This window comes from Mesorhizobium sp. M2E.F.Ca.ET.219.01.1.1 (assembly GCF_004016445.2).
Lineage (GTDB): Bacteria > Pseudomonadota > Alphaproteobacteria > Rhizobiales > Rhizobiaceae > Mesorhizobium.
This window is the reverse complement of the sequence record NZ_SADT02000002.1, coordinates 100,884-121,445: the sequence shown is the minus strand read 5'-3', so window position 1 is coordinate 121,445 and position 20,562 is coordinate 100,884. Positions and strand designations below refer to the sequence as shown.

Here is a 20,562-nt window from a genome sequence, read left to right as displayed (position 1 = left end):
GATTCCCTTCAGAAATGGCAGGACGCCGCAAGTCGCGGCGTCCCAATGAATCGTGGCCTCAGAAGCCCTTTCCGATCATCTGCGCGATATTGTCCGCGGTGACGGAAACTGTGGGCAGCGTGATGGTCGGCGGGACCTGTTCTCCTTTGGCGACCTTGTAGGCGGTCTCGATGCCTTCCGGGGCCACGAATGGGTAGACGAAGGTCGCCGCCAGCTTGCCCTGCTTGACGGCTTCGAACGCGGTTTCCTGGCCGTCGATGCCGACGACAGCCACCTCGTTCAGCCTGCCGGCTGCCTCAAGCACCTGGATGGCGCCGAGCGCCATCTCGTCATTGTGCGCGTAAACGGCCTGGATCTGGCCCGGCCCGAAGCGCTGAACCATGTCCTCCATGAACTTGACCGCCTTGTCACGCGTATAGTCGCAGTTCTGCGAGGCGACGACCTTCATGTCCGGAAACTTGGCGATCGCTTCGGCGAAGCCCTTGTTGCGGTCTATGGTGGCGGAAGCCCCCGCGGTGCCCTGAAGCTCGATGATGTTGCCCTTCCCATTCAACTTCTTGGCGAGGAACTCGCCCGCTCCGACGCCGAGCGGAAGATTTTCACCGCCGACATGGACCGTCACCGGCGTATTCACCTTGCGGTCGAGCGTGACGACCTTGATGCCTGCATCCATGGCATCCTTGACGACGGGTGTCAGCGCCTGCTCGGTCAGCGGCGAGATCATCAGCACCTTGATGCCCTGAGCGATCAGGTTTTCGACGTCGGCCACCTGCTTGGAGGCATCGTTGTTGCCGTCGGTGATGATGAGATCGACGTCCGGATAATGTTCGGCTGCGTACTTCTTGTTGCCTTCCACCATGGCCACGCGCCACGGGTGGTTCATCGTACCTTGGCTGAAACCGATCTTGATCTTCTCCTCGGCGAAGGCGGCGCCGGACAGCATGCCCCCTGCCAGCAGCGTCGCGGCCAGTGCGGTCGTGCGTAGGAAATGTCTGCGATTTGTCATTGTTAACTCCTCCGTTGGACTTCAAGTTAAGGTGTTCCAAGCGCCCCAACCGGTCGCCGCGGCGGGACCGGAAACGCTTGGATGTCAGGACCGCACGCGGTGGCGGTAGACCTCGAACATCACCGCTGCGATGATGATGGCGCCCTTGACGATTTGTTGCGTGAAGGGCGAGATACCGAGCAGGTTCAGGATGTTAGCCATCACGGCAATGATCGCGGCACCGATAACCGTGCCGATCACGCCGCCCTCCCCGCCGAACAGGCTGGTCCCGCCGATGACGACGATCGAGATTGCCTCCAGCTCAAGATTGGTTCCTGCCGTCGGCTCGCCGACGGTCAACCTCGACACGAAAACCAGGGCGGTCAGCGCCGACAGCAGGCCAGAAATCACATAGACCGACATCAAGGTGCGAGACACACTTATCCCTGCCAGCCGCGCGGCCTCGGTGTTGGAGCCGACAGCATAGACCTGGCGCCCGAACGGCGTATGGCGAAGGACGACGAAGGCCACGGCGGCGATGGCGGCAAAGAGCCAGATCGGAACCGGGATGCCGAGCAGAAATCCGCTGCCCAGGTAAGCGAAGGCGTCCGCGGCCTCGCCGAGCGCCTTCGGTTCGCCATTGGCGATCGTCATGGCTATGCCACGGCCCATGACCAATGTGCCCAAGGTCATGATGAAAGGCGGCATGCCGAAGAAGACAACGCCGGCGCCATTTACTGCGCCGAACAAGGCGCCGATGGCGAGCGCGGCGATCATGGCCAGCGGTATTGAGACGCCGTCCGAAATCATCAGCGCCGTCGAGACAGCCACGACACCGACGATCGAGCCGACCGAAAGGTCAATGCCGCGTGTCAGAATGACGAAGGTCATGCCGACGCTGACAATGCCGAACAGGGCGATCTGACGACCGACGTTCAGCACATTGCCCATGTGAACGAAGCTCGGCGACAGGTATATGGCGAACGCACACAGCACGATCAGAACCCAGAGCAGCCCGAGGCTCTGCGCCCATCCGCGCAGGCGTCCGATCGACCCCGGCTGAAGCGCGGCCGATGCTTGTCTTGTCGTCATCTCAACCATCCCTTCCTCCCATTAATTGCGCGGCAGTGGATCTCGGCTGCTGGCTCTGCATCAGCCAGGCTATGGCATCGGCCAGCCCGCCTTCGTCACAGGACGGTCCGACGAAATGCGCAAGCTCGATGACCGGCGGCACGGCATTTGCGACGGTCATGGCGATTCCCGCCCAGGCCAGCATTTCGACGTCGTTTTCCGCATCGCCGGCGGCTGCGCATTCATCAGCCGCAATACCAAGCTTGGCGGCGACAAGACTTATCGCGGTCTTTTTCGATGTCCCCGGCGGCCCAATCTCGAGCAGGCGCGGATGCGATCCCGAAACGGAGAGCCGTTCGCCAAGCGTTTCGCGGAGCAGTGCGAAGGCCTCCCGGTCGGAAGCCTGGCCGGCCACGCACATGATCTTGCCGGGTTCGCCCGGGAGCGCCTCAATCGTTTCGGCTACGAACAGAGGCTCCCTCGTCACCGCGGCTTCGCGTGCGATGAGCGGGTCGTTCATCAGTGCGAAAACAGCATCGCCGGTGAACCACATAGGCCGCGCGCCCGCTGCTTGCGCGGTCGCCATGGCGTGCAGCGCGTCGGAGCGTGAGATCCGCTGCTGCGAGAGCGTGGACCCGGTTGCGACATTGCCGATCCAGCCGCCGTTGAACGCGACGACGAGATCGGCGATTCCCAGCCGTTCGGCAAAGGGCCTGACCCCGAGCGGAGAACGTGCGGTCGCCAGAACGACCACGGTTCCCCTGTCCTGAGCCGCGCGCACGGCATCGGCGACCCGCTGCGGCAGCACGTAGTCGTGGGTGAGCAGGGTCCGGTCGACGTCGGAAACAATGAGGCGTGGCATGATCATTGACCGCCTCGGATCGGAAACACCGGGGCACGAGGACCGGTGTGGATGAGAAGCGTCTTGAGCTGCGTGAATTCCTCGAAGCCGGCCTGGCCCATTTCGTAGCCGAAACCGGATCCTTTGACGCCGGTGAGCGGAACCTGTGGCGCACCATCGATGATCGTATTGGCCTGGACCCAGCCGCTCCTCAGGCGTTTAGCCACAGTCAGCACGGTGTCGATGTTCTTCGACCAGATGTAGTTCGACAGACCATAGGCGGTATCGTTTGCCAGCCGCACCGCGTCGTCTGCCGTATCGAACCGGGTGATGCTCAGAACGGGGCCGAAAATTTCTTCGCGGAAGATCGCCATGCGCGGCTCGACGCGATCGAAGATGGTTGCCTCGTGGAAGTGTCCGGGCGTTCCGTTTGCAATGTTGCCGCCCAGGACGAGCTCGGCTCCATCCTTGATCCCACCCCTAACGAACCCCGCCACCTTTTCCAGGTGATTGCTGTCGATCAGCGCCCCGATGTCGGTGTCGTCGTCGAACGGGTCGCCGACCTTCATCGTGCGCGCCCGTGCGACCACTTTGGCGATGAACTCGTCAGCGACAGACGATTGAACGAACAGCCGTGAACCTGAGACGCAGCATTCGCCATTGTTGAAGAAGACACCCATCAGCGCGCCGTCAGTGGCCGCATCGAGATCGGCATCGGCAAAGACGATGTTGGCCGACTTGCCGCCAAGCTCGACCGAGGACTTGACCAAGTGGCGCGATGTGTTGGCGACGACGCGGCTGCCGGTGCGGGTCGACCCAGTGAAGGAAACGAAGTCGATGCCAGGATGCGCGGTCAGGTGATCACCGACCGCGGCGCCATAACCGCTGACGACATTGAAGGCGCCGGCCGGCAGCCCCGCCTCGCTCGCCAGCGCCGCGATCTCAAAGGCCGAGCCGGATGTGAGCTCGGACGGCTTCAGCACGACCGTGCAGCCGGCGGCAAGCGCGAACGGCACCTTTTGTGACAGGATGAGAGCGGGAAAGTTCCATGGCGTTATCAGTGCCACGACCCCGGCAGGCTCACGCGTGACCAGCGCCGTCTTGCCCTCGCCAATGTTGGTGTAGGATAGACCCGCCATCTGCATTGCAAGAGAAGCGGCGTAGCGCGTCAGGCCGATCGCGCCGTCGATGTCGCCACGAGCAAACCTTATCGGCTTGCCAACCTCCTCCACCTCTATCCTCACCAGCCGCTCCCGATTGGCGCTGATGAGGTCGGCGAACCGGTTGAGCACTTCGGCTCGCTCGATGCCGCTCAAGCGCGGCCAGGGCCCCTCCTCGAAAGCGATCCGCGCCGACTCGACAGCCAGATCGACATCCGTCGGCGAGCCTTCCGCATAAGTGGCGACCCGCTCGCCACTTGCTGGCGCTCTGCGTTCAATTGATCCTGTGCCCGTGCCGGCGACGAACCGCCCGCCGATGAATTGTTGGTAGCTGCGCATGCCCATCTCGCTCCTACTGCCAGACCGCATGGGCCATGATGGTTTCCTCGGTCGCGCCCTCCCCATCCAAGACTGCCGAGACGGCGCCTTCCCGCATGACGACGATGCGGTTGCAGAGGCCTAGAATTTCCGGGAGTTCGGACGAGACCATCACGACGGCCGCACCGCGCGTGGAGGTCAGCTCAACAAGCAGGTCGTAGATCTCGCGCTTGGCGGCGACGTCAACGCCGCGCGTCGGCTCATCCACCAGAAGGATTTCGGTCCCGGCATGCAACTGCCGGGCTATGCCGCACTTCTGCTGATTGCCACCCGAGAGCGTTCGCACCTTGGCGCCGGTGCCCGGCGTCTTGATGCGCATCTGCCGAATGAAGCGGGAAACCTGCTCCTGCTCGCGTCTGCGGCTGATCAGTCCGCGTTGGACGATGGCTGCAAGTTCGGAAACGGTGACGTTGAAGGCAACCGATTGTTCGAGGAAAAGGCCCTCGGTCTTGCGGTCCTCGGGCAACAGGCCGATCCCATGCGCGAGCGCCGCACGTGGCCCATCGACAGCGATCGCCTTGCCATCGATCCTGATCTCGCCGCTGTCGATCGCGTCGGCGCCGGCGATTGCCCGCAGCACCTCCGTCCGACCGGCCCCGGCGAGACCGCAGATGCCGACGATCTCGCCTTGCCTGACATCAAAAGAAATATCTTTTAAAACGCCGGCTCGCGAGATATTGCGCACTTCAAGGCGCACATTCGGGCCCGGTTTCGGACGGGGCGGGAACACGTCCTTGAGCTCGCGTCCGACCATGTGACGAATGAGGTCGGCGGTTGTCGTATGCGCCAGCGGCATGGACGCGACAACCTGCCCGTCGCGCAGCACGGTGACTTCGTCGCAGATCTCGTAGAGTTCCTTGAGACGATGCGTAATGTAGATGAAGGATACCCCCTGTTCGGCGCTGAGCCGCCGGATCGTCGCGAACAGGTGTTCCAGCTCGGCGTCGCCCAGGACAGCGGACGGCTCGTCGAGGACCACGATGCGCGCTTCGCGTGCAATCGCCTTGGCGATCTCCACCATTTGACGCTGGGCCACGCTTATCGCATCGATCCGGGCGGCCGGATCAACACGGAAACCCAACCTGTCCAACACCTCGCGAGCCGCAGCTTGGGTCTTGCGCCAGTCGACGCTGCCGAGCACGGTCTTCGGCAATCGGCCGAGAAAGATGTTTTCGGCAACCGTCAGATGGGGCGCCTGGGCCAGTTCCTGGTAGATGACCGCAATACCCAGTTCGAGCATCCGCTCCGGCGTCGGCGTCGGCACGACGGTGCCATCGATGACCACCTCGCCCTCGTTGGCAAGGAAGGCGCCGGAGAGGACGCGCATCAACGTCGACTTGCCGGCGCCGTTTTCGCCGATCACGCCATGAACACTGCCTTTGCGCACGGCAAAGCTGACGTCATTCAGCGCGTACACACCGGGAAAGCGCTTGTGGATGCCGCGCATCTCGAGAACTGCGTCTTTCATACTGAGCCTCAAGAAATCGTTTTCACGCTATGCTCAAAAAAGCTCACAAGCGGTGGATCTGCATGCCGCCGCCGATGTGGTAGATGTCTCCGGTACTGAACGGCAGGCCGCCTGCGGCCAAGGTCGCGACTGCGCGAGCAATGTCGTCCGGCTGGCCCCATCGCCGGATCGCCGACAACTCACCTGCCTCGACCTGCGAGGAATACTTCTCGTAGACGTCTGCGGTCATGTCGGTCTGGATCAAGCCGGGGCGAATCTCGTGTACCCGGATGCCGGCGTCCGCCAGGCGGATCGCAAACTGTTGCGACGCCATCGAGAGCCCGGCCTTCGATATGCAATATGGGCCCTTCTCCGGCGAGACGAGGCCGGCATTGGCGGAGGTGATCGTCACGACCGATCGCTCCGACGCGGTCTGCGGCCTTGAGAGCATCGCGCGCGCGACGGCTTGGGTGAGGAAGAATGTGCCACGCAGGTTGACACCGATCAGCCGGTCGAAGCTTTCCTCGGTGACATCGAGAAGGTCGCCGCGCACGCTCACCTGCACGCCGGCATTGTTCACCAGGCACGTGATCTCGCCCAGGTCGCGTTCAAGGCCTTCGACAAAGGTCGCGTTGCCCGACGTCTCGGAGATGTCCCTGCGGTAGAAAGCGCTGTTGCGCCCGAGCCTGCTCACAAGATCGACAGTCTCGCTGGCATTCTCGTCATCGACAATATCGACGATTGCTATATCGAAGCCCACCCGTGCAAGCTCGCAACAGATGGCGCGGCCAATGCCGCGTCGGCCGCCTGTGACAACCGCAAGACCGCGGTCGCCGGGGGACTGCCGTTCAGCCAGGTCCCGGACCGCTGGAGCAGTCTGGTTCAGCATCATGATGCCTTCCTTTCCACGGCAGCGCCGACAACGCTCGCGGCGACCACTGCCTTCGAGGCCAACAGGCTCTTGACCTCGCCCTCGGCATAACCGAGCTCGTGCAGGATCTCGCGGGTGTGCTCGCCGATCTCGAGGGCCAGGCAACGCAGTGCCGGCACCTCGCCGTCATAGCGGTTGGGATGATTGACCAGATAGATGGTGCGGCCCCGCACGGTGACTTGGCGGAACACCTGAGCGTGGCTCAGCTGCGGATCAGCCAGCAGATCGTCATAGTAGTTAATCGGCGCCCACCAAATGCCGTGGCGATCGAAGCGGTCAGCAAGGTCCGCTACAGAAAAGATCGCCGTGGCCAGGGCCAGGCGGCGAGCGTATTCATCCCGATCCGCGTATCGGTCGACGTCCGCCACTTCGCGCAGACCATCGCTGCCGAGCGCTTCGGCCAGCACCGAGGGATCGCAGAGCGAGATCACAACATGGCCGTCGGTAGCGGGATAGACGCCATAGGGCGCAGCGTGGAACCACGTAGCCAGGTTCTTCTCGCGCTTCAGGACTTCGCGGCTCATTCCACCCGCGAAGTAGTTGACGAGAGGCTCCCCCTGCAGATCGATCGCCGAGTTGATCAGGCTGGCTTCAACGCGCGTGCCTTTGCCATCACGAAGTCGGCGCACCAGCGCGCCCAGGATGCCCATCGCCAGCAGCGCGCCGCCATGCTGATCGACGATCGCCGCCCCAACGGGCGTCGGGCCCCGATCGGGCGTGCCGGTGACACTCATGAGACCTGACCGCGCTTGGGCGAGAAGGTCCTGACCAGGCTTCAGCGCCATCGGTCCGGTGGAGCCGAACCCGCTTGCCGAGGCGAAGATCAGTGTAGGATTGATCGCGCGAAGCGCTTGGTCGTCGAAACCCAGCTTGGCGAACACGCCAGGCCGGAAATTTTCCATGACCACGTCGGCCTCGGCGATCAGGCGGCGCGCGACTTCCTTGCCCTCAGGGCTTTTCAGATCGATGCCGATGGAGCGTTTGTTGCGGTTGGCGCAGAGATAGAAGCCACTGACGCCGTCGACATACACATCCGCGCCGGACCACCGACGCTCGTGAGCCCCATCTATCGGTTCGACCTTGATGACGTCGGCACCCATGTCGGCCAGATACTGGGCGCCTGCGGGACCTTGCAGGAAATGGCAAAAGCTGACGACCTTGATCCCGCTGAGCATGTCTCTTCCCTTGATGTAGCGCTTTCACTTACGCTCTTTGTGAAATCGTTTTCACAACTTTTCAGAGCGCTGTCAATCCTGTTTTCCGGACTTTTCGTCGAAAAAGACATGTGGCGACCTGAAAGAATTTGTGCGATCTAGAAAACGGTTTCTCAATTTGGCAATGGCCATACTCAATGGATATCGAAGACGGCAGCGCCAAACTGATTGACGTGGCCCGGCTTGCGAACTGCTCGCCGGCTACCGTTTCGCGCGTCCTCAATGGCAACCCGAACGTCAATGAGATCGTCCGAGATCGCGTGGTGCGAGCCGCGCGGGAACTTGGCTACGTCCCCAACGGTTCCGCCAGGGCGCTGCGATCCACGCGAACAAGGCTGGTCGGAGCTATCATTCCGACCTTGGACCACGCGATCTACGCCACAATGGTCGACGCGCTTCAGGCCAGGCTGTCCGAAAAGGACGTTTCGCTGATCATCAACACCTCGGGCTACGACATCGATCTCGAATACGAGCAAGCGCGCCTGCTGGTCGAGCGCGGCGTCGAGTCGGTGGTGCTGGTAGGGTCCACGCACCTGCCGGCCACGCTTGCGATGCTTGAGCAAAAACGTATCGACTATGTCTATACCTACACGTCGAAAGCGATGGAGTCGGGCGCCGCGGTGGGGTTCGACAATGAGAAGGCTGGGCGCACGGCGGCGCGCTACCTGCTCGACCTCGGCCACGCCCAATTCGGGATGATCGCAGGCATAACCCAGGACAATGATCGCGCAGCTGGCCGCCGCGACGGTTTCCTGAATGAACTCGAGCGGTCAGGCATCGACCGCGCAACCGTTCCGGTTGTCGAAGGGGCCTACAGGCTGGATGACGGACGGCGGTGCATGGAGCGGCTGATGGAAGAAGGCACAAGGCCGACGGCGGTGTTTTGCGGCAGCGATATCCTTGCAGCCGGCGCCATCAAATGCTGCCACGCCGCCGGGATTGCGGTCCCCAGGCAGGTTTCGATCGTTGGCTTCGACAATCTGGAAATCGCGGAACTCACCTCGCCGGAATTGACCACGCTGGAGGTGCCGGCGCGAGATATGGGCCGCATCGCCGCAGATTACGTTCTGGCATCGCCCTCGCAGCGGCTGCATTTGAGGCAACGCGAGTTGGCGATCAGGTTGATCGTCAGGGAAAGCACGGCTCCAGTAAGGCGTTAGGCACTTCGACATCCTGGGGACCATGGTATGTGCCCCTTTATTGCGAAAACTGATCCGGGTGGCTGCTTCCAGCCGACAAGCGCTGATCGATCACGATCGTCAGTCGACGCGCTATTTGACCACGTCCCGGCCGCGGCGACCTATGGTCATCATCGTATCCCTCCATGAGAGATCCACGCGGGCTAAGTCAAATCCGAAGTCCGGAAGCGAAGACCGCTTACTCGTTCGTGGCGTTGCGATAGATGTCGAGCACGCGTGTCACGCTGCCGAGCAGAAGCCCATGCGCGGTCGGTCTGATGCGGCCCGCGCCGACCTCGACATCGAGATGGCCAATGAATTGGCTGATCAGCGGGCGGGGAATCTCCGTGTCGCCAAGCGCGGCCAGCACCGCTGCGGTTGCGCGCTGCGCTTCCGGCGTCAGCCAGTAGTAACGGATGCGGTCGCTGAAGGAGAAATGCCGCTGCAGGCGTTGCTCGTTCGATGTGCCGGAATAGTAGTTGCGCCAGTTCTCGGGCGAGGCGAGCATCAACCGCTCCATCGCCGCCTGCAGGTTTTCCCGGGACGGGTCGGGAACCATCTGATCGGCGATCAGGCTGAGGCCGTAGAGCGCCTCGCGTAGCGCGAAGGTCAGCCATGGGCCGACTTTGAGGATGGCGAAACCGTCACGCACCAGCATGCCCAGCGCTTCCGCCGGCTGGTAGTCGGTCGAGTGCGCTTCGAAAACGAATTGCGGCATGCGTTCCAGCACAGCGACCAACTCGATCGCCTTCTCCGGCGCATAGGCAATGATATCGGCATTGCCGAATTCGACACCGGGCTGGACGACGACGCCGACGACCCGGTCAAAGGCCTCGTCGAGCCCAACGCTTGCAAAGGCCTGGCGGTGGAGCTCGACGGAACGGAGCGCGTCGGCCGGCTCGGTCACTTGCATATGCTCGATCGGCTCCAGGGCACCGCCGGGGACCGGCACCTCGGTACCGATGATGTAGACGGGTTTCTCACCGCCGGTACGCGCGACGGCCGCCTCGGCGACCTTGGCAAGCTCGGCCGCGCGGGCGGCAATCGTCTCGTCGGGGAGCGGCACCGGATCATCGGCGCAGGCCATGCTGGTGTCGAGATGCAGCTTGGTGAAGCCGGCGGCCGCATAGGCGTCGATCATCGCGGCCGCTTTCCGCATCGCCTCGGCAGCGGAGTTGTGCTTCCAGGGATTGGGTCCAAGATGGTCGCCGCCGAGAATCAGACGATCGAGGGGAAGAGCAGCCCTTCTGGCATGCGTTTCGACGAGGCCGCGAAAGGCGGCCGGCGTCATGCCGGTGTAGCCGCCCTCGTGGTTGACCTGGTTGCAGGTTGCCTCGATCAGCACATCGGCGCCATGCGCCGCGCCATGGCGGAGCGCCGCCTCGATCACCAGCGGATGCGCCGAGCAGATCGAGGCGATGCCTCTCTTGCCGCCGGCGGCGCGGCGCGCAGCGATCTTGGCAAAACGGGCGGTGGCGCTCGTCATGCGTGCGCCCCGGCGTTGAGGATGAAGGCCTCGACCTCGGCGAGTCGATGGATGCCTTCCATCGGTCCCTTGCGGGTAACGGCAAGCGCGCCGCAGGCATTGGCGACGCGCAGGGCATCGACAGGTGCGGCGCCGCGCAACCACATTGAAACGAAGGCGGCGCCGAAGCAGTCGCCGGCTCCGGTCGGGTCGACCTCCTCGACAGGAAAAGCTGGCAAAGCGACCGCGCCCTGCCGGTCGTGATAGGCGGCACCGTCTGCGCCCTTCTTCAACACGACGCAGGAAATGCCTCGGCCCAACAGATCATCAACTGCGCCCTTCTCGTCACCGCCCGAAGAGAACAGGAACAATTCGTCCCCGCTGGGCAGGAAGACGTCGGTTTCCGCCAGCACCTTGTCCAGCGCGGCGCGCATGCCGGAAACCTGTAGGATCTCGCGGCGGACGTTGGGGTCGAAGGACACGGTGCCGCCCCTGGCCTTCACGGCCGCGGTCGCGGCGAGCACAACGTCGGTCGCCTTGTCCGAGAACAGCGACGAGCCCATGACATGCAAGTGGTCGGCGTCGGCAAGCAAGTGTCTTGCGGCATCATCGATGGCCATCAGGCCCGCCGCGCTGTTGCGGATGTTGAAGACGAAATGCCTGGAGGCATCGGCCAGATAAGTGACGAAGGCAGTGCCGGTGGCATGGCCTTTGTGGGACGTGATTGCCGAAACGTCGGCGCCGAACGCTCGCAGCCGGTCAATGTTCAGCTGACCAAAATCATCCTCGCCGACGGCGCCGATGAGGCCCGCCGGTTGCCCAAGCGCCGCTGCCTGGCCGACGAAGATCGCGGGGGCGCCGGACGGAAACGGACCTACCAGCGGTCCAGGCGCGAGAAAGCTCTGGCCGATGCGTTCAGCCATGATCTCGACGAGGATTTCACCGGCGCAGACCAGCTTCTTCATCCATGACCTCCGGCATTCGCCGCCGCACAGCGTGCTCCGTCCGCAAATTCAATATGGTGTGAAATTTTTCGCGTCAATTAATTAGTTTTACGCATGCAATAATTTCTTTCGACGCGTTGAAACTTGTAAATCTTCCTGTAAAATTTCAACTTGCGTTCGCGCGCCGGCGCACCGTAGTGATGGCGCCGGGGCAACACAGGAACACGGCGATTTGGAAGTTCCACGCCGCAAGGGCTTTGAATGTCGATGACGCACAAGACCATGGAGGATTTCGCCCGCTCCTGCGGCGTCTCCAGACCGACATTGTCGAAATTCTTCGACGATCCGACCAGCGTCAAGCCGGCAACGCGCAAACGTATCGAGGATGCGTTGCGCTCGTCCGACTACCAGCCGAACCTCTTCGCGCGCAATCTCAACCGCAAACGCACGCGCAGCATCGGCATTGTCGTTCCGACGGTGACCGACCCGTTCTATTCGGAGATGGTCAGCCGCATCGAACTCAGGCTACGCGACGAAGGCTACTGGCCGGTCGTCATTTCCTCGCATGGCTCGACCGAACTCGAGATCGAAGCCACCCGAACCATCCTGTCCCTGAAGGTATCGGGCGCGCTGATCGCGCCGCTGGGCAAACGATCCGATCAGAGAACCCTGGAAAAGCTCACGCAGACCATCCCGATTGTCTATTTCGACACTTTCCTGGAAGGTGACACGCCATTCGTGGGCAACAACAACGAAAAGAGCGTCGCGACGATCGTGGATTACCTTTGCCGTTCCGGCGACGCCCCGGTCTATTTCGACATCCCACACGTCAATCACAATTCGGCGGAACGATTGAGCAGCTATGTCGCCTCGATGCAGCGACTGGGGTTCGAGCCGACCGTCTTCGGCGACACCAGCGACTATACTTGGGACTTCGAGCGCATCGGCTACGAGCAGACCGAGAAGCTAATCGGCAATGGCGGCCTGCCGGGCAAAACCATTCTATGCGCCAACGATCGCCTCGCCTTCGGCGTGATGGCGGCGGCCTTTTCGAAGGGCCTGAAGGTGGGACGCAAGACCGACTGCGACCTGCGGGTCGCAGCGCATGATGACCATCCGCTGAGCCGCTACACCTGCCCGGCGCTCACCACCATGGCGCAGGATTTCGCCGCCATGGCCGGCCGCAGTGTCGAGACGCTGCTTGCAATGCTCGACGAGGATGCGGCCGCCGTGACGCCGAAGGTCAGCCTCGACGCAACGCTGGTGATGCGTCAGTCGGCCTAAACTCTGTCAAACGCCGGATCGAATTCGCGCCAGGCCGCAACAGCAGCCTCGACCGCCTGACGCGACGCCGGACCGTGGCGGCCCATCGAGACGAAGCCGTGGATCTGCCCTGGCCAACGTTTGGCCACGATCGGGACGCCGTCCATTTCGAGCCGCCTTGCATAGGCTTCGCCCTCGTCGGCGAGAATGTCGTGGCCCGCGATGGCGACAAAGGCGGGAGCGGCCCTGGCAAGGTTCTTGGCCTTGAGCGGCGAGACGCGCCAGTCGTCGATGTCGGCGGCGTCACGGACATATTGGTCGCGGAACCAGGCCATGGTCGCGGCCGTCAGGCCGAAACCTTCGGCGAAGCGGCGATAGCTGTCCGCCGTTTGGTCGGCGTCGGTGTTGGGGTAGAACAGGAGCTGCGCGGTCAAAGGGCATTTGTCATCGCTGGCGAGCAGCGCCAGCACCGCGGCGAGGTTGCCGCCGGCGCTGTCGCCGGCAACGGCTATGCGGCTGGCATCGATGCCAAGCCCGCCGGGCATGTCCCGCATGAAGGCGAGAACGGCACGGCAATCCTCGACCGCCGCCGGAAACTTGTGCTCCGGCGCCAGCCGGTAGTCGGGCGAGACGACGACGCAGGCGGCGATGTTGGCGTACCAGCGGCAGATCTCGTCATGCGAATCGAGATTGCCGATCACCCAGCCGCCACCGTGCAGATAGAGCAGCGCCGGCGCATTGGCCGTCGGCGCGCCCCGCCCTCGATAAACTCGAAGGTTGAGAGGGCCACCCGGCCCGACAATGGCTTGGTCGCACACCGAAGCGACGGGCTCGCGCTCGCCTTGCAGCCCGGGGAAACCGTTGTCGTAGGCGCGTCGCGCCTGCTCGGGCGTGCCTGTCTCGAAAGGCGGCTCATGCGCCTGGCGGCCGAGTTCGAGAACCTTCCGCGCCTGCGGATCGAGCGGGGACAACACGGGCGCTCAGGCCAGCAGGCTCGCAGCCTCGTCCTCGCCAAGCAGCGGCGGCTGGTCGACAGTGCCGGCGATGGCGACCGAGTTGCGGCTTTCGCCCGAGGCGAGGATGGCCTCCATGATCTCCAGCACATGCAGAGCCAGATCGCCGGACGCGCGCGGCTTTCTCTTCTGCGACAATGAACGCGCCAGATCAGCGACGCCGAGCATGCGGTAATTGGCGCGATTCGGCGCCGCATAGGGCCAGTTGCGCGCGCCGTAGAGCTCGCTTTCGCTGGCGAAATCCTTCCAGTCGGCGCCGCGCGCGGAATGCGAGACGGTGCCGCCGAAGGTGTCGGGATCTGGCAGCCTGAGCGACCCTTCGGTACCGTGCAGCTCGATGGGGTGGTTGGAGTGCTTGAAGACGTCCCACGAGGCACCGAAAGTTACGGTGGCGCCGGAGCGGAATTCGAGCAGCGACAGGATGTTGGTCGGCGTGCCGACCCTGAAGCTGGTGTTCTTGTAAGGGCCGTCGGCGGTGATCAGCCGCTCCTCCTGGCCGCGCGTCGCCATTGCCATGACACGGGCGACGGGGCCGAGCAAATTGACGAGCATCGTCAGATAGTACGGCCCCATGTCGAAGACCGGGCCGCCGCCTGGTTGATAGTAGAATTGCGGGTTGGGATGCCAGTGCTCCATGCCGCGCCCCATCATGAAGGCGGTGCCGGTCACGGCGCGGCCGATCGCGCCCTCGTCCATCAGGCGGCGCGCGCGGCGTCCGGCGGCGCCGAGGAAAGTGTCGGGAGCCGAGCCCAGCAGCAATCCCCGTTTCGCCGCCTCCGCCACCAGCTTGCGACCATCGCTGGCCGAGGTGGCGAGCGGCTTTTCGGTGAAGACATGCTTTCCCGCCGAGAGCGCCGAAAACGAGATGTCGAAATGCGCCGCGGGAATGGTGAGGTTGAGGACGAGATCGACCTCCGGGTCGGCGAGCAATGCATCGACGCCGAGCGCGCGGATGCCATATTCCTTCCCGCGCAAGACAGCCATCTCGGCGGAAATATCGGCGCAAGCGCGCAGTTCCACACCGGCAAAAAGTGCCGCGTTGCGCAGATAGGTCATCGATATGTTACCGCATCCGATGACGCCGATACCGAGCTTCGCTCCTGAATTTGCTTGCATTTCCCTTTCGACCTCCCAATCGGCGACGCCCGAGACAAGCCATCGCGACAGCGACGGACAATTTTCGTGACTCGCTATAGCGCATTTTAAATCTTGACGCGCGTAAAATTTTTATAGAGCATATGAAAACGCTGGCCCAGCATCACGGGCCGCCGGCCTTGTAAATCAAGAGATTAGGGAATTATGAGTCTAGGGACCAAAGTGCGCCTTGCGCGCCTCTTTTCGCATCCATCGGGGAACCTATTTGGCGGCGCGGTCGACCACTTCGTCGGCTATGGCGACGTGCGCAAAGGCGGCCTTGCCGATCTGCCCGGCGCGCTGGCCCGCGTCATGGCGGGAAAGCCCGACTATGTCAGCATCCAGCCTGGCGCCGCGCGCCATCTGTGGGCGCAATATGCGGGCAAGGCTGCCCTGGTGATCCAGGCCGGCTGCTTCACGCCGGACGACCGCATCAGCGAGTTGATTGCAACGCCAGAGGACGCGGTGCGCGCCGGCGCCGACGCGTTGGCCGTGGCCATTCCGGTGCGCGGTGCGACTGAAGGCAAATACATTCGCTGGCTGACCGATTCCGTGAACGCGGCAGCCCGCTACGGCATGCCGGTGGTGGCGCACATCTACCCCCGCGATTTCACCGACGGGGCAAAGATCGTCTTCACCCCGGACGAGATCGCCTATGCGGCGCGCATCGGCTACGAGTCCGGCGTCGACGTCATCAAGATCGGCTACACGGGCGATTTCGAGTCATTCCGGGAGACCGTCCGGACCTGCCCGGTGCCGGTCGTCATCGCGGGCGGGCCGAAGACCGATACGCTACTTGGCGCGCTGCAGCAGACGGCGGACGCCATCCGCGCCGGCGCGCGCGGCGCCGTGGTGGGCCGCAATCTCTGGGGGCACGGCGATCCTCAGAAGGCGGCGCTTGCCTTTCGGGGCGTCATCCATGACGGGCTTTCGGCGCAAGAAGCGCTTGCGAAGGCGGGGGCCTGAACGATGCCTCCGGTCCCCTCGATCCTCGGCTTCGGCGCCATTGCGATCGACGACATCGTCTATGTCGATCAGCCGTTGTCGGCGGGCAAGGGGAAGGTCCTGCAAAGCACGCGCGCTTTCGGCGGCAATGTCGCGACGGCCCTTGCCGCCGTCGCGCGGCTCGGCGGGAGCGCCGGCTTCATCGGGTGGCTGGGCAACGCCGGTGACGACGCCGTGTTGTGCGACCTCGTCGCCAGCGGCGTCGAAACCGCGTTCGCGCCACGCCATCCCGATGCGCGCCCGGTACGCTCGCGCATCACCGTCGGCTCGGACGGAGACCGCTTCATCGCCTATGATGACGACGCGATGCTGGGCACCGCACCGGACTTTCCGGACGAGATCCTCGGCCGCGCGAGCGTCCTGATCGTAGACAGCTACGCGATCCGCTCACTGGATGTCGTGGCCCGGGCTCGCGATCTCGGCCTCGCGATCCTCGGCGATATCGAATGGAGCGCCGGCCCAGCCACAGATAGGCTGATGGCGCTCTGCGGCCACCTCATTCTTCCGCTCGGCTTTGCGCGGACCGCAACGGGTCGCAGATCGCCCGCCGAGATGCTCGATGCCTTGTGGTTACCGTCGCGGTCCGCCGTGGTTCTGACCGATGGCGGCCGAGGCGTCTACTATCGTGGAAGCGAAGAGAGAGGCCTCTGGCACCTGCCTCCGCACCGGGTTGCCGTCGTCGACTCGACCGGGGCCGGCGACTGCTTTCACGGCGCCTATGCCCATGCATTAGCGAGCGGAACCGACACCGCGGGCCGGGTGGCATTCGCTGCTGCTGCGGCGGCGCTTTCGATAACCGGGCGTGGCGGACGCGAGGCTCTTCCGACCAACAGCCAGGTCACGGAACTGCTGGCATCGGCGAGCGCGCCATCGGCGGTCGAACTGAAATACGCGCAACTCGGCACCGGAACATAGGCTGGAACTATCCGAGGAAATATTCACAAGCAAAATAGCCAAGGTTAAAAACAAAAATCATCGGCTTGACTTGTGGAGGGAGGAATATGGCGGAAGTCATTCTTGAGAATATTTGCAAAACCTACGGGAACAGTTTCCGTGCAATCGACCGATTGAACCTGTCGGTCGAGGACGGCGAGTTCCTGATCCTGGTCGGCCCATCCGGCTGCGGCAAATCCACCGCCTTGCGGATGATCGCGGGATTGGAGGACATCACGAGCGGCAGCCTTCGCATTGGCGGCGTCGACGTCGTCGACATGCCGCCCAAGGACCGCGACATCGCGATGGTCTTCCAGAGCTATGCGCTCTACCCGCATATGACGGTGTTCGAAAACATCGCCTTCTCGATGCGGCTGGCGGGCAAGCCGAAGGCCGAGCGCAAGAAGCGCGTGGACGAGATCGCCAGGACCCTTCAACTGACGTCGCTGCTGGACAGCAAGCCCGCCAACCTTTCCGGCGGGCAGCGCCAGCGGGTTGCCATGGGCCGCGCCATGGTGCGCGAGCCGGCTGCCTTTCTCATGGACGAGCCGCTCTCCAATCTGGACGCGAAACTGCGCGTGCAAATGCGCGCCGAAATCACCAGCCTGCAGAAGCAGCTCGGCGTGACGACCATCTATGTGACCCACGACCAGACCGAAGCGATGACCATGGGAGACAGGGTCGCGGTGCTGAAAGGGGGCGTGCTGCAGCAGGTCGACACACCGAAGCGGCTCTATGAATCGCCTGTGAACGCCTTCGTGGCCGGGTTCATCGGTTCGCCTTCGATGAATCTTTTCGAAGGGAAACTGACGGGCGACGAACTGACAGCCGGCACCTTTGCCATCCGGCTGCAGGATGCAGCCTTCGTGCGAAGGCCGGGCTTGAAGTCGTATGCGGGGCGCAAAATCGTGTTCGGGATCCGGCCGGAGCATCTCTATGACAGCAGCCTCGAATCCGGCCGCAAGTACCAGACTGTGCCGGCAAAGGTGACCTCGATCGAAGAGCTCGGGTCCGAACACATCGTCCATCTCAATATCGACGCGGTCCGGGTGGACTCCGGCGACCCGGACGCAGTGCAGGATTTCGGCATGGCGTCGAACGCGGTGGCGAAATTCGAGCCGGAAAGCGCAGTCCGCTCCGGCTCGGAAATCCGGTTGGCCCTGGATGATACCAAGCTCCATTTCTTCGATCCCGAGACGCATCTGGCGATCTGAAGATTTGCGGCAAGGCCAGCAGGCGGGAGCGAGGCGCCTGCGAATGAAGACTGCTGAATGAACCAGACGATCTTCCGCATTGTGCGGCCGATCTCAAAGAAGGAGGAGAAAATGACGTTTCGGATAAAGCCCGCGATGCTGAAGATGGCCGCGGCCGCATGGCTGCTTGGCGCGACCAGCGCCATGGCGGACACGACCCTGGAATTCACCCAATGGTGGGAACCCGAATTGCCCGCAGGCTCGCTGCGGAAGATCATGGACGAATTCGAGGCCGCGAATCCCGGCATCAAGGTGACGCTGGTCAGCGGCCCCTACGCAGCAACGCGGGATCAGATCTCGGTCGGCGCGGCAACCGGAACGCTCAGCGACGTCGTCGGTCTCGACGGCGCCTGGGTGAACAATTTGAACGCACAGAACGCGCTCGCCGACATGAATCCGATGATGGACGCGAGCGGCTTCGACAAAGCCCAAGTCGCTGACATCATCAAGGTGGACGGCAAGGCTGTGATGTTTCCGGTCGCTTCCTTCGTCTATCCGGTGTTCGTCAATCTGGACCTTGCCGCCCAGGCAGGCGTCACCAAGCTGCCGTCGACACGCGCGGAGTTCCTCGAAGCCGCCAAGAAGATGACCCATGCCGACAAGAACCAGTATGGCTGGGTGCTGCCGCTGTCGATGCAGTCGCCGTCCGGCGTCCAGAACGACATGATGTCGTGGGTCTGGGCGTCGGGCCAGTCGATGATGGCTGACGGCAAGCCCGCCCTCGAGGGCAAGCCGGTGGTGGACATGCTCACCTTCGTCAAATCGCTCAATGACGCAGGCACCATCTCGCCCGGCATCGCCACCAAGACCGAACAGGAAAAGGTCGAGGAATTCGTCAACGACCGCGTCGGGATGATGATCGACTCGCTCGCGCATGTGAACCTCATCCGCAAGCGCAATCCCAAGCTGAACTTCGACCTCATCCCGGTCCCGATCGTAGAGGGCTATACGGGCAAGCGCGGCCTTCCCTATGCCTCCTGGGGCATCGGCATCTCCGCCGGCTCGAAACACCAGGAAGAGGCCTGGAAACTCGTCCAATATCTCATGAGCGAGAAGGTCAACGCCAAGCTGGTGTCGCTGGCCAACGCCTTTCCGGGCAACGTCAACGCCAAGCCCGACTTCGTGACCTCGGACAAGGCCTTCGGCAAGGCTTTCGAAATCTTCAAGACCGGTTACCTCGCCAACGAGTTCACGGGTCTGCCGGTGGCTGAAGACCTGATGACCCAGTTCGACGTCGAAGCCCAGAAGATGCTGGCCGGCGAGCAGTCTCCGGAACAGGCCGCGGCCAACGCTCAAAAAGGATGGACGGCGAAATTCTGATTAGCCTGTTTTACGATCTTCGACCGGGAGGCCTGGCTTCGGGCAGGCCTCCCGGCAGCAACGCACCGGCAACGCGAGTGTTCGCGAAGCTCACCTTCTCTCGAAGGTGTATCCAAGGTTGGCATATGACCCGGCAGAAGCGCTCCCGTCACAGACTGAAAAGAACGGTCGCACCCTATCTCTATCTGTCGCCCTCGCTGGTGATCATTGGCCTTTTGATGCTGCTGCCGATGGTGACGGTGATTTCCTATTCGTTCCAGAACAGCGCGGTGCTGCGTCGCGACTCATCCTTTGCCGGACTGAAACACTACCAGGCGATCTTTGCCGATCCCGTGTTCTGGGCCTCGCTATGGCACACGCTCTACTTCACGTGCATGAGCGTCATTTTCCACATGACCATCGGCATGATCTTCGCGCTCATGCTGAACAGCGACCGCATCAATCCGACGCTGCGCAACATCCTGCGCGTGCTCTACATACTGCCCTGGCTCTTCACCGCGGTGATCATCGCGGTGATCTGGCGCCTGCTGCTCGAGCCCAACGGTGTCGTGAACAGCATTCTCATGCAGTTGGGCATCATCGGTTCCAAGATCGAGTGGTTTTCCTCGCCTGAGACCGCGTTGCATGCCGTCACCTTCGCCAATATCTGGGCAGGCTACCCGCTCTTCATGGTCAGCCTGCTCGCGGGCCTGCAGGGCATTCCCAAGGATTTCTACGAGGCCGCCGATATCGACGGGGCGAAGGCCTACCAGAAGCTGATCTTCATCACCATCCCGCAGCTGATGCCGATCATCATCAGCATCTCGTTGCTCGATTTCATCTGGACGATGCAGGTCTTCCCGTTGATCTGGATCACGACGGGCGGCGGTCCGATCTACTCGACCGAGGTGCTCAGCACCTACACCTACAAGCTGGCGTTCTCGAGCTACAACCTGTCCCAGGCGTCGGCGAGCGCCGTGGTCATCCTGCTGATCTCGCTTGGCCTGACGCTGTTCTACATCCGTTATCAAAAGGCCCGGTAATCACC

18 protein-coding genes are annotated in these 20,562 nt (G+C 62.9%); 7 read left to right on the top strand and 11 right to left on the bottom strand.

Features of this window, described 5'->3' with window-relative positions:
• Nucleotides 1-58: 58 nt before the first annotated feature.
• The 7 genes from EN862_RS11005 to EN862_RS10975 all read right to left on the bottom strand — a co-directional run bounded on the left by EN862_RS11005 (nt 59) and on the right by EN862_RS10975 (nt 7,988).
• Nucleotides 59-1,006 carry a substrate-binding domain-containing protein gene (locus EN862_RS11005; protein WP_127868477.1) on the bottom strand — a complete coding sequence of 316 codons (948 nt, stop codon included), beginning with the start codon at nt 1,004-1,006 and terminating at the stop codon, nt 59-61.
• Nucleotides 1,007-1,090: 84 nt separating this feature from the next.
• Nucleotides 1,091-2,077: an ABC transporter permease gene (locus EN862_RS11000; RefSeq protein ID WP_245519555.1), complete on the bottom strand. Its 987-nt coding sequence runs from the start codon at nt 2,075-2,077 to the stop codon at nt 1,091-1,093.
• A gap of 1 nt (nt 2,078) precedes the next feature.
• On the bottom strand, nt 2,079-2,924 hold the full coding sequence (locus EN862_RS10995) for a Cof-type HAD-IIB family hydrolase (RefSeq protein ID WP_127868475.1): 846 nt from the start codon (nt 2,922-2,924) through the stop codon (nt 2,079-2,081).
• Nucleotides 2,921-4,396, bottom strand: a complete 1,476-nt coding sequence (locus tag EN862_RS10990; protein WP_245519554.1) for an aldehyde dehydrogenase family protein — start codon at nt 4,394-4,396, stop codon at nt 2,921-2,923. The genes EN862_RS10995 and EN862_RS10990 overlap by 4 nt, the downstream gene beginning before the upstream one ends.
• A gap of 13 nt (nt 4,397-4,409) precedes the next feature.
• Nucleotides 4,410-5,882, bottom strand: coding sequence for a sugar ABC transporter ATP-binding protein (locus EN862_RS10985; RefSeq protein WP_245519553.1), 1,473 nt, complete (start codon nt 5,880-5,882; stop codon nt 4,410-4,412).
• A 64-nt stretch (nt 5,883-5,946) separates the two neighbouring features.
• Nucleotides 5,947-6,774, bottom strand: a complete 828-nt coding sequence (locus EN862_RS10980) for a 3-ketoacyl-ACP reductase (RefSeq protein ID WP_127868473.1) — start codon at nt 6,772-6,774, stop codon at nt 5,947-5,949.
• Nucleotides 6,771-7,988, bottom strand: coding sequence for a CaiB/BaiF CoA-transferase family protein (locus tag EN862_RS10975; protein WP_127868472.1), 1,218 nt, complete (start codon nt 7,986-7,988; stop codon nt 6,771-6,773). Before EN862_RS10975 ends, EN862_RS10980 begins: the two co-directional genes overlap by 4 nt.
• A gap of 176 nt (nt 7,989-8,164) precedes the next feature.
• Between EN862_RS10975 and EN862_RS10970 the strand changes: the two genes are divergently transcribed.
• The gene (locus EN862_RS10970; RefSeq protein WP_127868471.1) at nt 8,165-9,187 is read left to right on the top strand and encodes a LacI family DNA-binding transcriptional regulator; all 1,023 of its coding nucleotides are present in this window, start codon (nt 8,165-8,167) and stop codon (nt 9,185-9,187) included.
• Between the two features lie 217 nt (nt 9,188-9,404).
• On the opposite strand, the gene EN862_RS10965 is transcribed toward EN862_RS10970, so the two are convergent.
• The gene (locus EN862_RS10965) at nt 9,405-10,691 is read right to left on the bottom strand and encodes a D-tagatose-bisphosphate aldolase, class II, non-catalytic subunit (protein WP_127868470.1); all 1,287 of its coding nucleotides are present in this window, start codon (nt 10,689-10,691) and stop codon (nt 9,405-9,407) included.
• On the bottom strand, nt 10,688-11,635 hold the full coding sequence (locus EN862_RS10960) for a sugar kinase (RefSeq protein ID WP_127868469.1): 948 nt from the start codon (nt 11,633-11,635) through the stop codon (nt 10,688-10,690). Before EN862_RS10960 ends, EN862_RS10965 begins: the two co-directional genes overlap by 4 nt.
• 240 nt (nt 11,636-11,875) lie before the next feature.
• Between EN862_RS10960 and EN862_RS10955 the strand changes: the two genes are divergently transcribed.
• Nucleotides 11,876-12,898 carry a LacI family DNA-binding transcriptional regulator gene (locus EN862_RS10955; RefSeq protein ID WP_095769692.1) on the top strand — a complete coding sequence of 341 codons (1,023 nt, stop codon included), beginning with the start codon at nt 11,876-11,878 and terminating at the stop codon, nt 12,896-12,898.
• On the opposite strand, the gene EN862_RS10950 is transcribed toward EN862_RS10955, so the two are convergent.
• Both EN862_RS10950 and EN862_RS10945 read right to left on the bottom strand, forming a co-directional pair.
• Complete coding sequence (locus tag EN862_RS10950; RefSeq protein WP_127868468.1) at nt 12,895-13,851, bottom strand: alpha/beta hydrolase; 957 nt, start codon at nt 13,849-13,851, stop codon at nt 12,895-12,897. The genes EN862_RS10955 and EN862_RS10950 overlap by 4 nt on opposite strands.
• Before the next feature lie 6 nt (nt 13,852-13,857).
• Nucleotides 13,858-15,006, bottom strand: a complete 1,149-nt coding sequence (locus EN862_RS10945; RefSeq protein ID WP_127868467.1) for a Gfo/Idh/MocA family oxidoreductase — start codon at nt 15,004-15,006, stop codon at nt 13,858-13,860.
• A gap of 183 nt (nt 15,007-15,189) precedes the next feature.
• Between EN862_RS10945 and EN862_RS10940 the strand changes: the two genes are divergently transcribed.
• The 5 genes from EN862_RS10940 (at nt 15,190) to EN862_RS10920 (ending at nt 20,557) form a co-directional block, all read left to right on the top strand.
• Complete coding sequence (locus EN862_RS10940) at nt 15,190-15,990, top strand: class I fructose-bisphosphate aldolase (protein ID WP_127868466.1); 801 nt, start codon at nt 15,190-15,192, stop codon at nt 15,988-15,990.
• A 3-nt stretch (nt 15,991-15,993) separates the two neighbouring features.
• Entirely contained in the window at nt 15,994-16,944 is a 951-nt protein-coding gene (locus EN862_RS10935) for a PfkB family carbohydrate kinase (RefSeq protein ID WP_127868465.1), read from the top strand.
• An 86-nt stretch (nt 16,945-17,030) separates the two neighbouring features.
• Nucleotides 17,031-18,176 (top strand): ABC transporter ATP-binding protein, encoded by a 1,146-nt coding sequence (locus tag EN862_RS10930; RefSeq protein ID WP_127868464.1) that lies wholly within the window; start codon nt 17,031-17,033, stop codon nt 18,174-18,176.
• A 111-nt stretch (nt 18,177-18,287) separates the two neighbouring features.
• Nucleotides 18,288-19,535: a sugar ABC transporter substrate-binding protein gene (locus tag EN862_RS10925; protein WP_127868463.1), complete on the top strand. Its 1,248-nt coding sequence runs from the start codon at nt 18,288-18,290 to the stop codon at nt 19,533-19,535.
• Between the two features lie 125 nt (nt 19,536-19,660).
• Nucleotides 19,661-20,557, top strand: a complete 897-nt coding sequence (locus EN862_RS10920) for a sugar ABC transporter permease (RefSeq protein WP_127868462.1) — start codon at nt 19,661-19,663, stop codon at nt 20,555-20,557.
• Nucleotides 20,558-20,562: the final 5 nt, after the last annotated feature.

Excerpts from the sequence above, each read along its gene's own strand:
- EN862_RS10945 (WP_127868467.1), bottom strand. The coding sequence starts at position 15,006 with ATGCAAGCAAATTCAGGAGCGAAGCTCGGTATCGGCGTCATCGGATGC.
- EN862_RS10955 (WP_095769692.1), top strand. The coding sequence starts at position 11,876 with ATGTCGATGACGCACAAGACCATGGAGGATTTCGCCCGCTCCTGCGGC.
- EN862_RS10935 (WP_127868465.1), top strand. The coding sequence starts at position 15,994 with ATGCCTCCGGTCCCCTCGATCCTCGGCTTCGGCGCCATTGCGATCGAC.
- EN862_RS10980 (WP_127868473.1), bottom strand. The coding sequence starts at position 6,774 with ATGATGCTGAACCAGACTGCTCCAGCGGTCCGGGACCTGGCTGAACGG.
- EN862_RS10920 (WP_127868462.1), top strand. The coding sequence starts at position 19,661 with ATGACCCGGCAGAAGCGCTCCCGTCACAGACTGAAAAGAACGGTCGCA.
- EN862_RS10930 (WP_127868464.1), top strand. The coding sequence starts at position 17,031 with ATGGCGGAAGTCATTCTTGAGAATATTTGCAAAACCTACGGGAACAGT.
- EN862_RS10925 (WP_127868463.1), top strand. The coding sequence starts at position 18,288 with ATGACGTTTCGGATAAAGCCCGCGATGCTGAAGATGGCCGCGGCCGCA.
- EN862_RS10965 (WP_127868470.1), bottom strand. The coding sequence starts at position 10,691 with ATGACGAGCGCCACCGCCCGTTTTGCCAAGATCGCTGCGCGCCGCGCC.
- EN862_RS10975 (WP_127868472.1), bottom strand. The coding sequence starts at position 7,988 with ATGCTCAGCGGGATCAAGGTCGTCAGCTTTTGCCATTTCCTGCAAGGT.
- EN862_RS11000 (WP_245519555.1), bottom strand. The coding sequence starts at position 2,077 with ATGACGACAAGACAAGCATCGGCCGCGCTTCAGCCGGGGTCGATCGGA.
- EN862_RS10940 (WP_127868466.1), top strand. The coding sequence starts at position 15,190 with ATGAGTCTAGGGACCAAAGTGCGCCTTGCGCGCCTCTTTTCGCATCCA.
- EN862_RS10990 (WP_245519554.1), bottom strand. The coding sequence starts at position 4,396 with ATGCGCAGCTACCAACAATTCATCGGCGGGCGGTTCGTCGCCGGCACG.
- EN862_RS10960 (WP_127868469.1), bottom strand. The coding sequence starts at position 11,635 with ATGAAGAAGCTGGTCTGCGCCGGTGAAATCCTCGTCGAGATCATGGCT.
- EN862_RS10995 (WP_127868475.1), bottom strand. The coding sequence starts at position 2,924 with ATGATCATGCCACGCCTCATTGTTTCCGACGTCGACCGGACCCTGCTC.
- EN862_RS11005 (WP_127868477.1), bottom strand. The coding sequence starts at position 1,006 with ATGACAAATCGCAGACATTTCCTACGCACGACCGCACTGGCCGCGACG.
- EN862_RS10970 (WP_127868471.1), top strand. The coding sequence starts at position 8,165 with ATGGATATCGAAGACGGCAGCGCCAAACTGATTGACGTGGCCCGGCTT.
- EN862_RS10985 (WP_245519553.1), bottom strand. The coding sequence starts at position 5,882 with ATGCGCGGCATCCACAAGCGCTTTCCCGGTGTGTACGCGCTGAATGAC.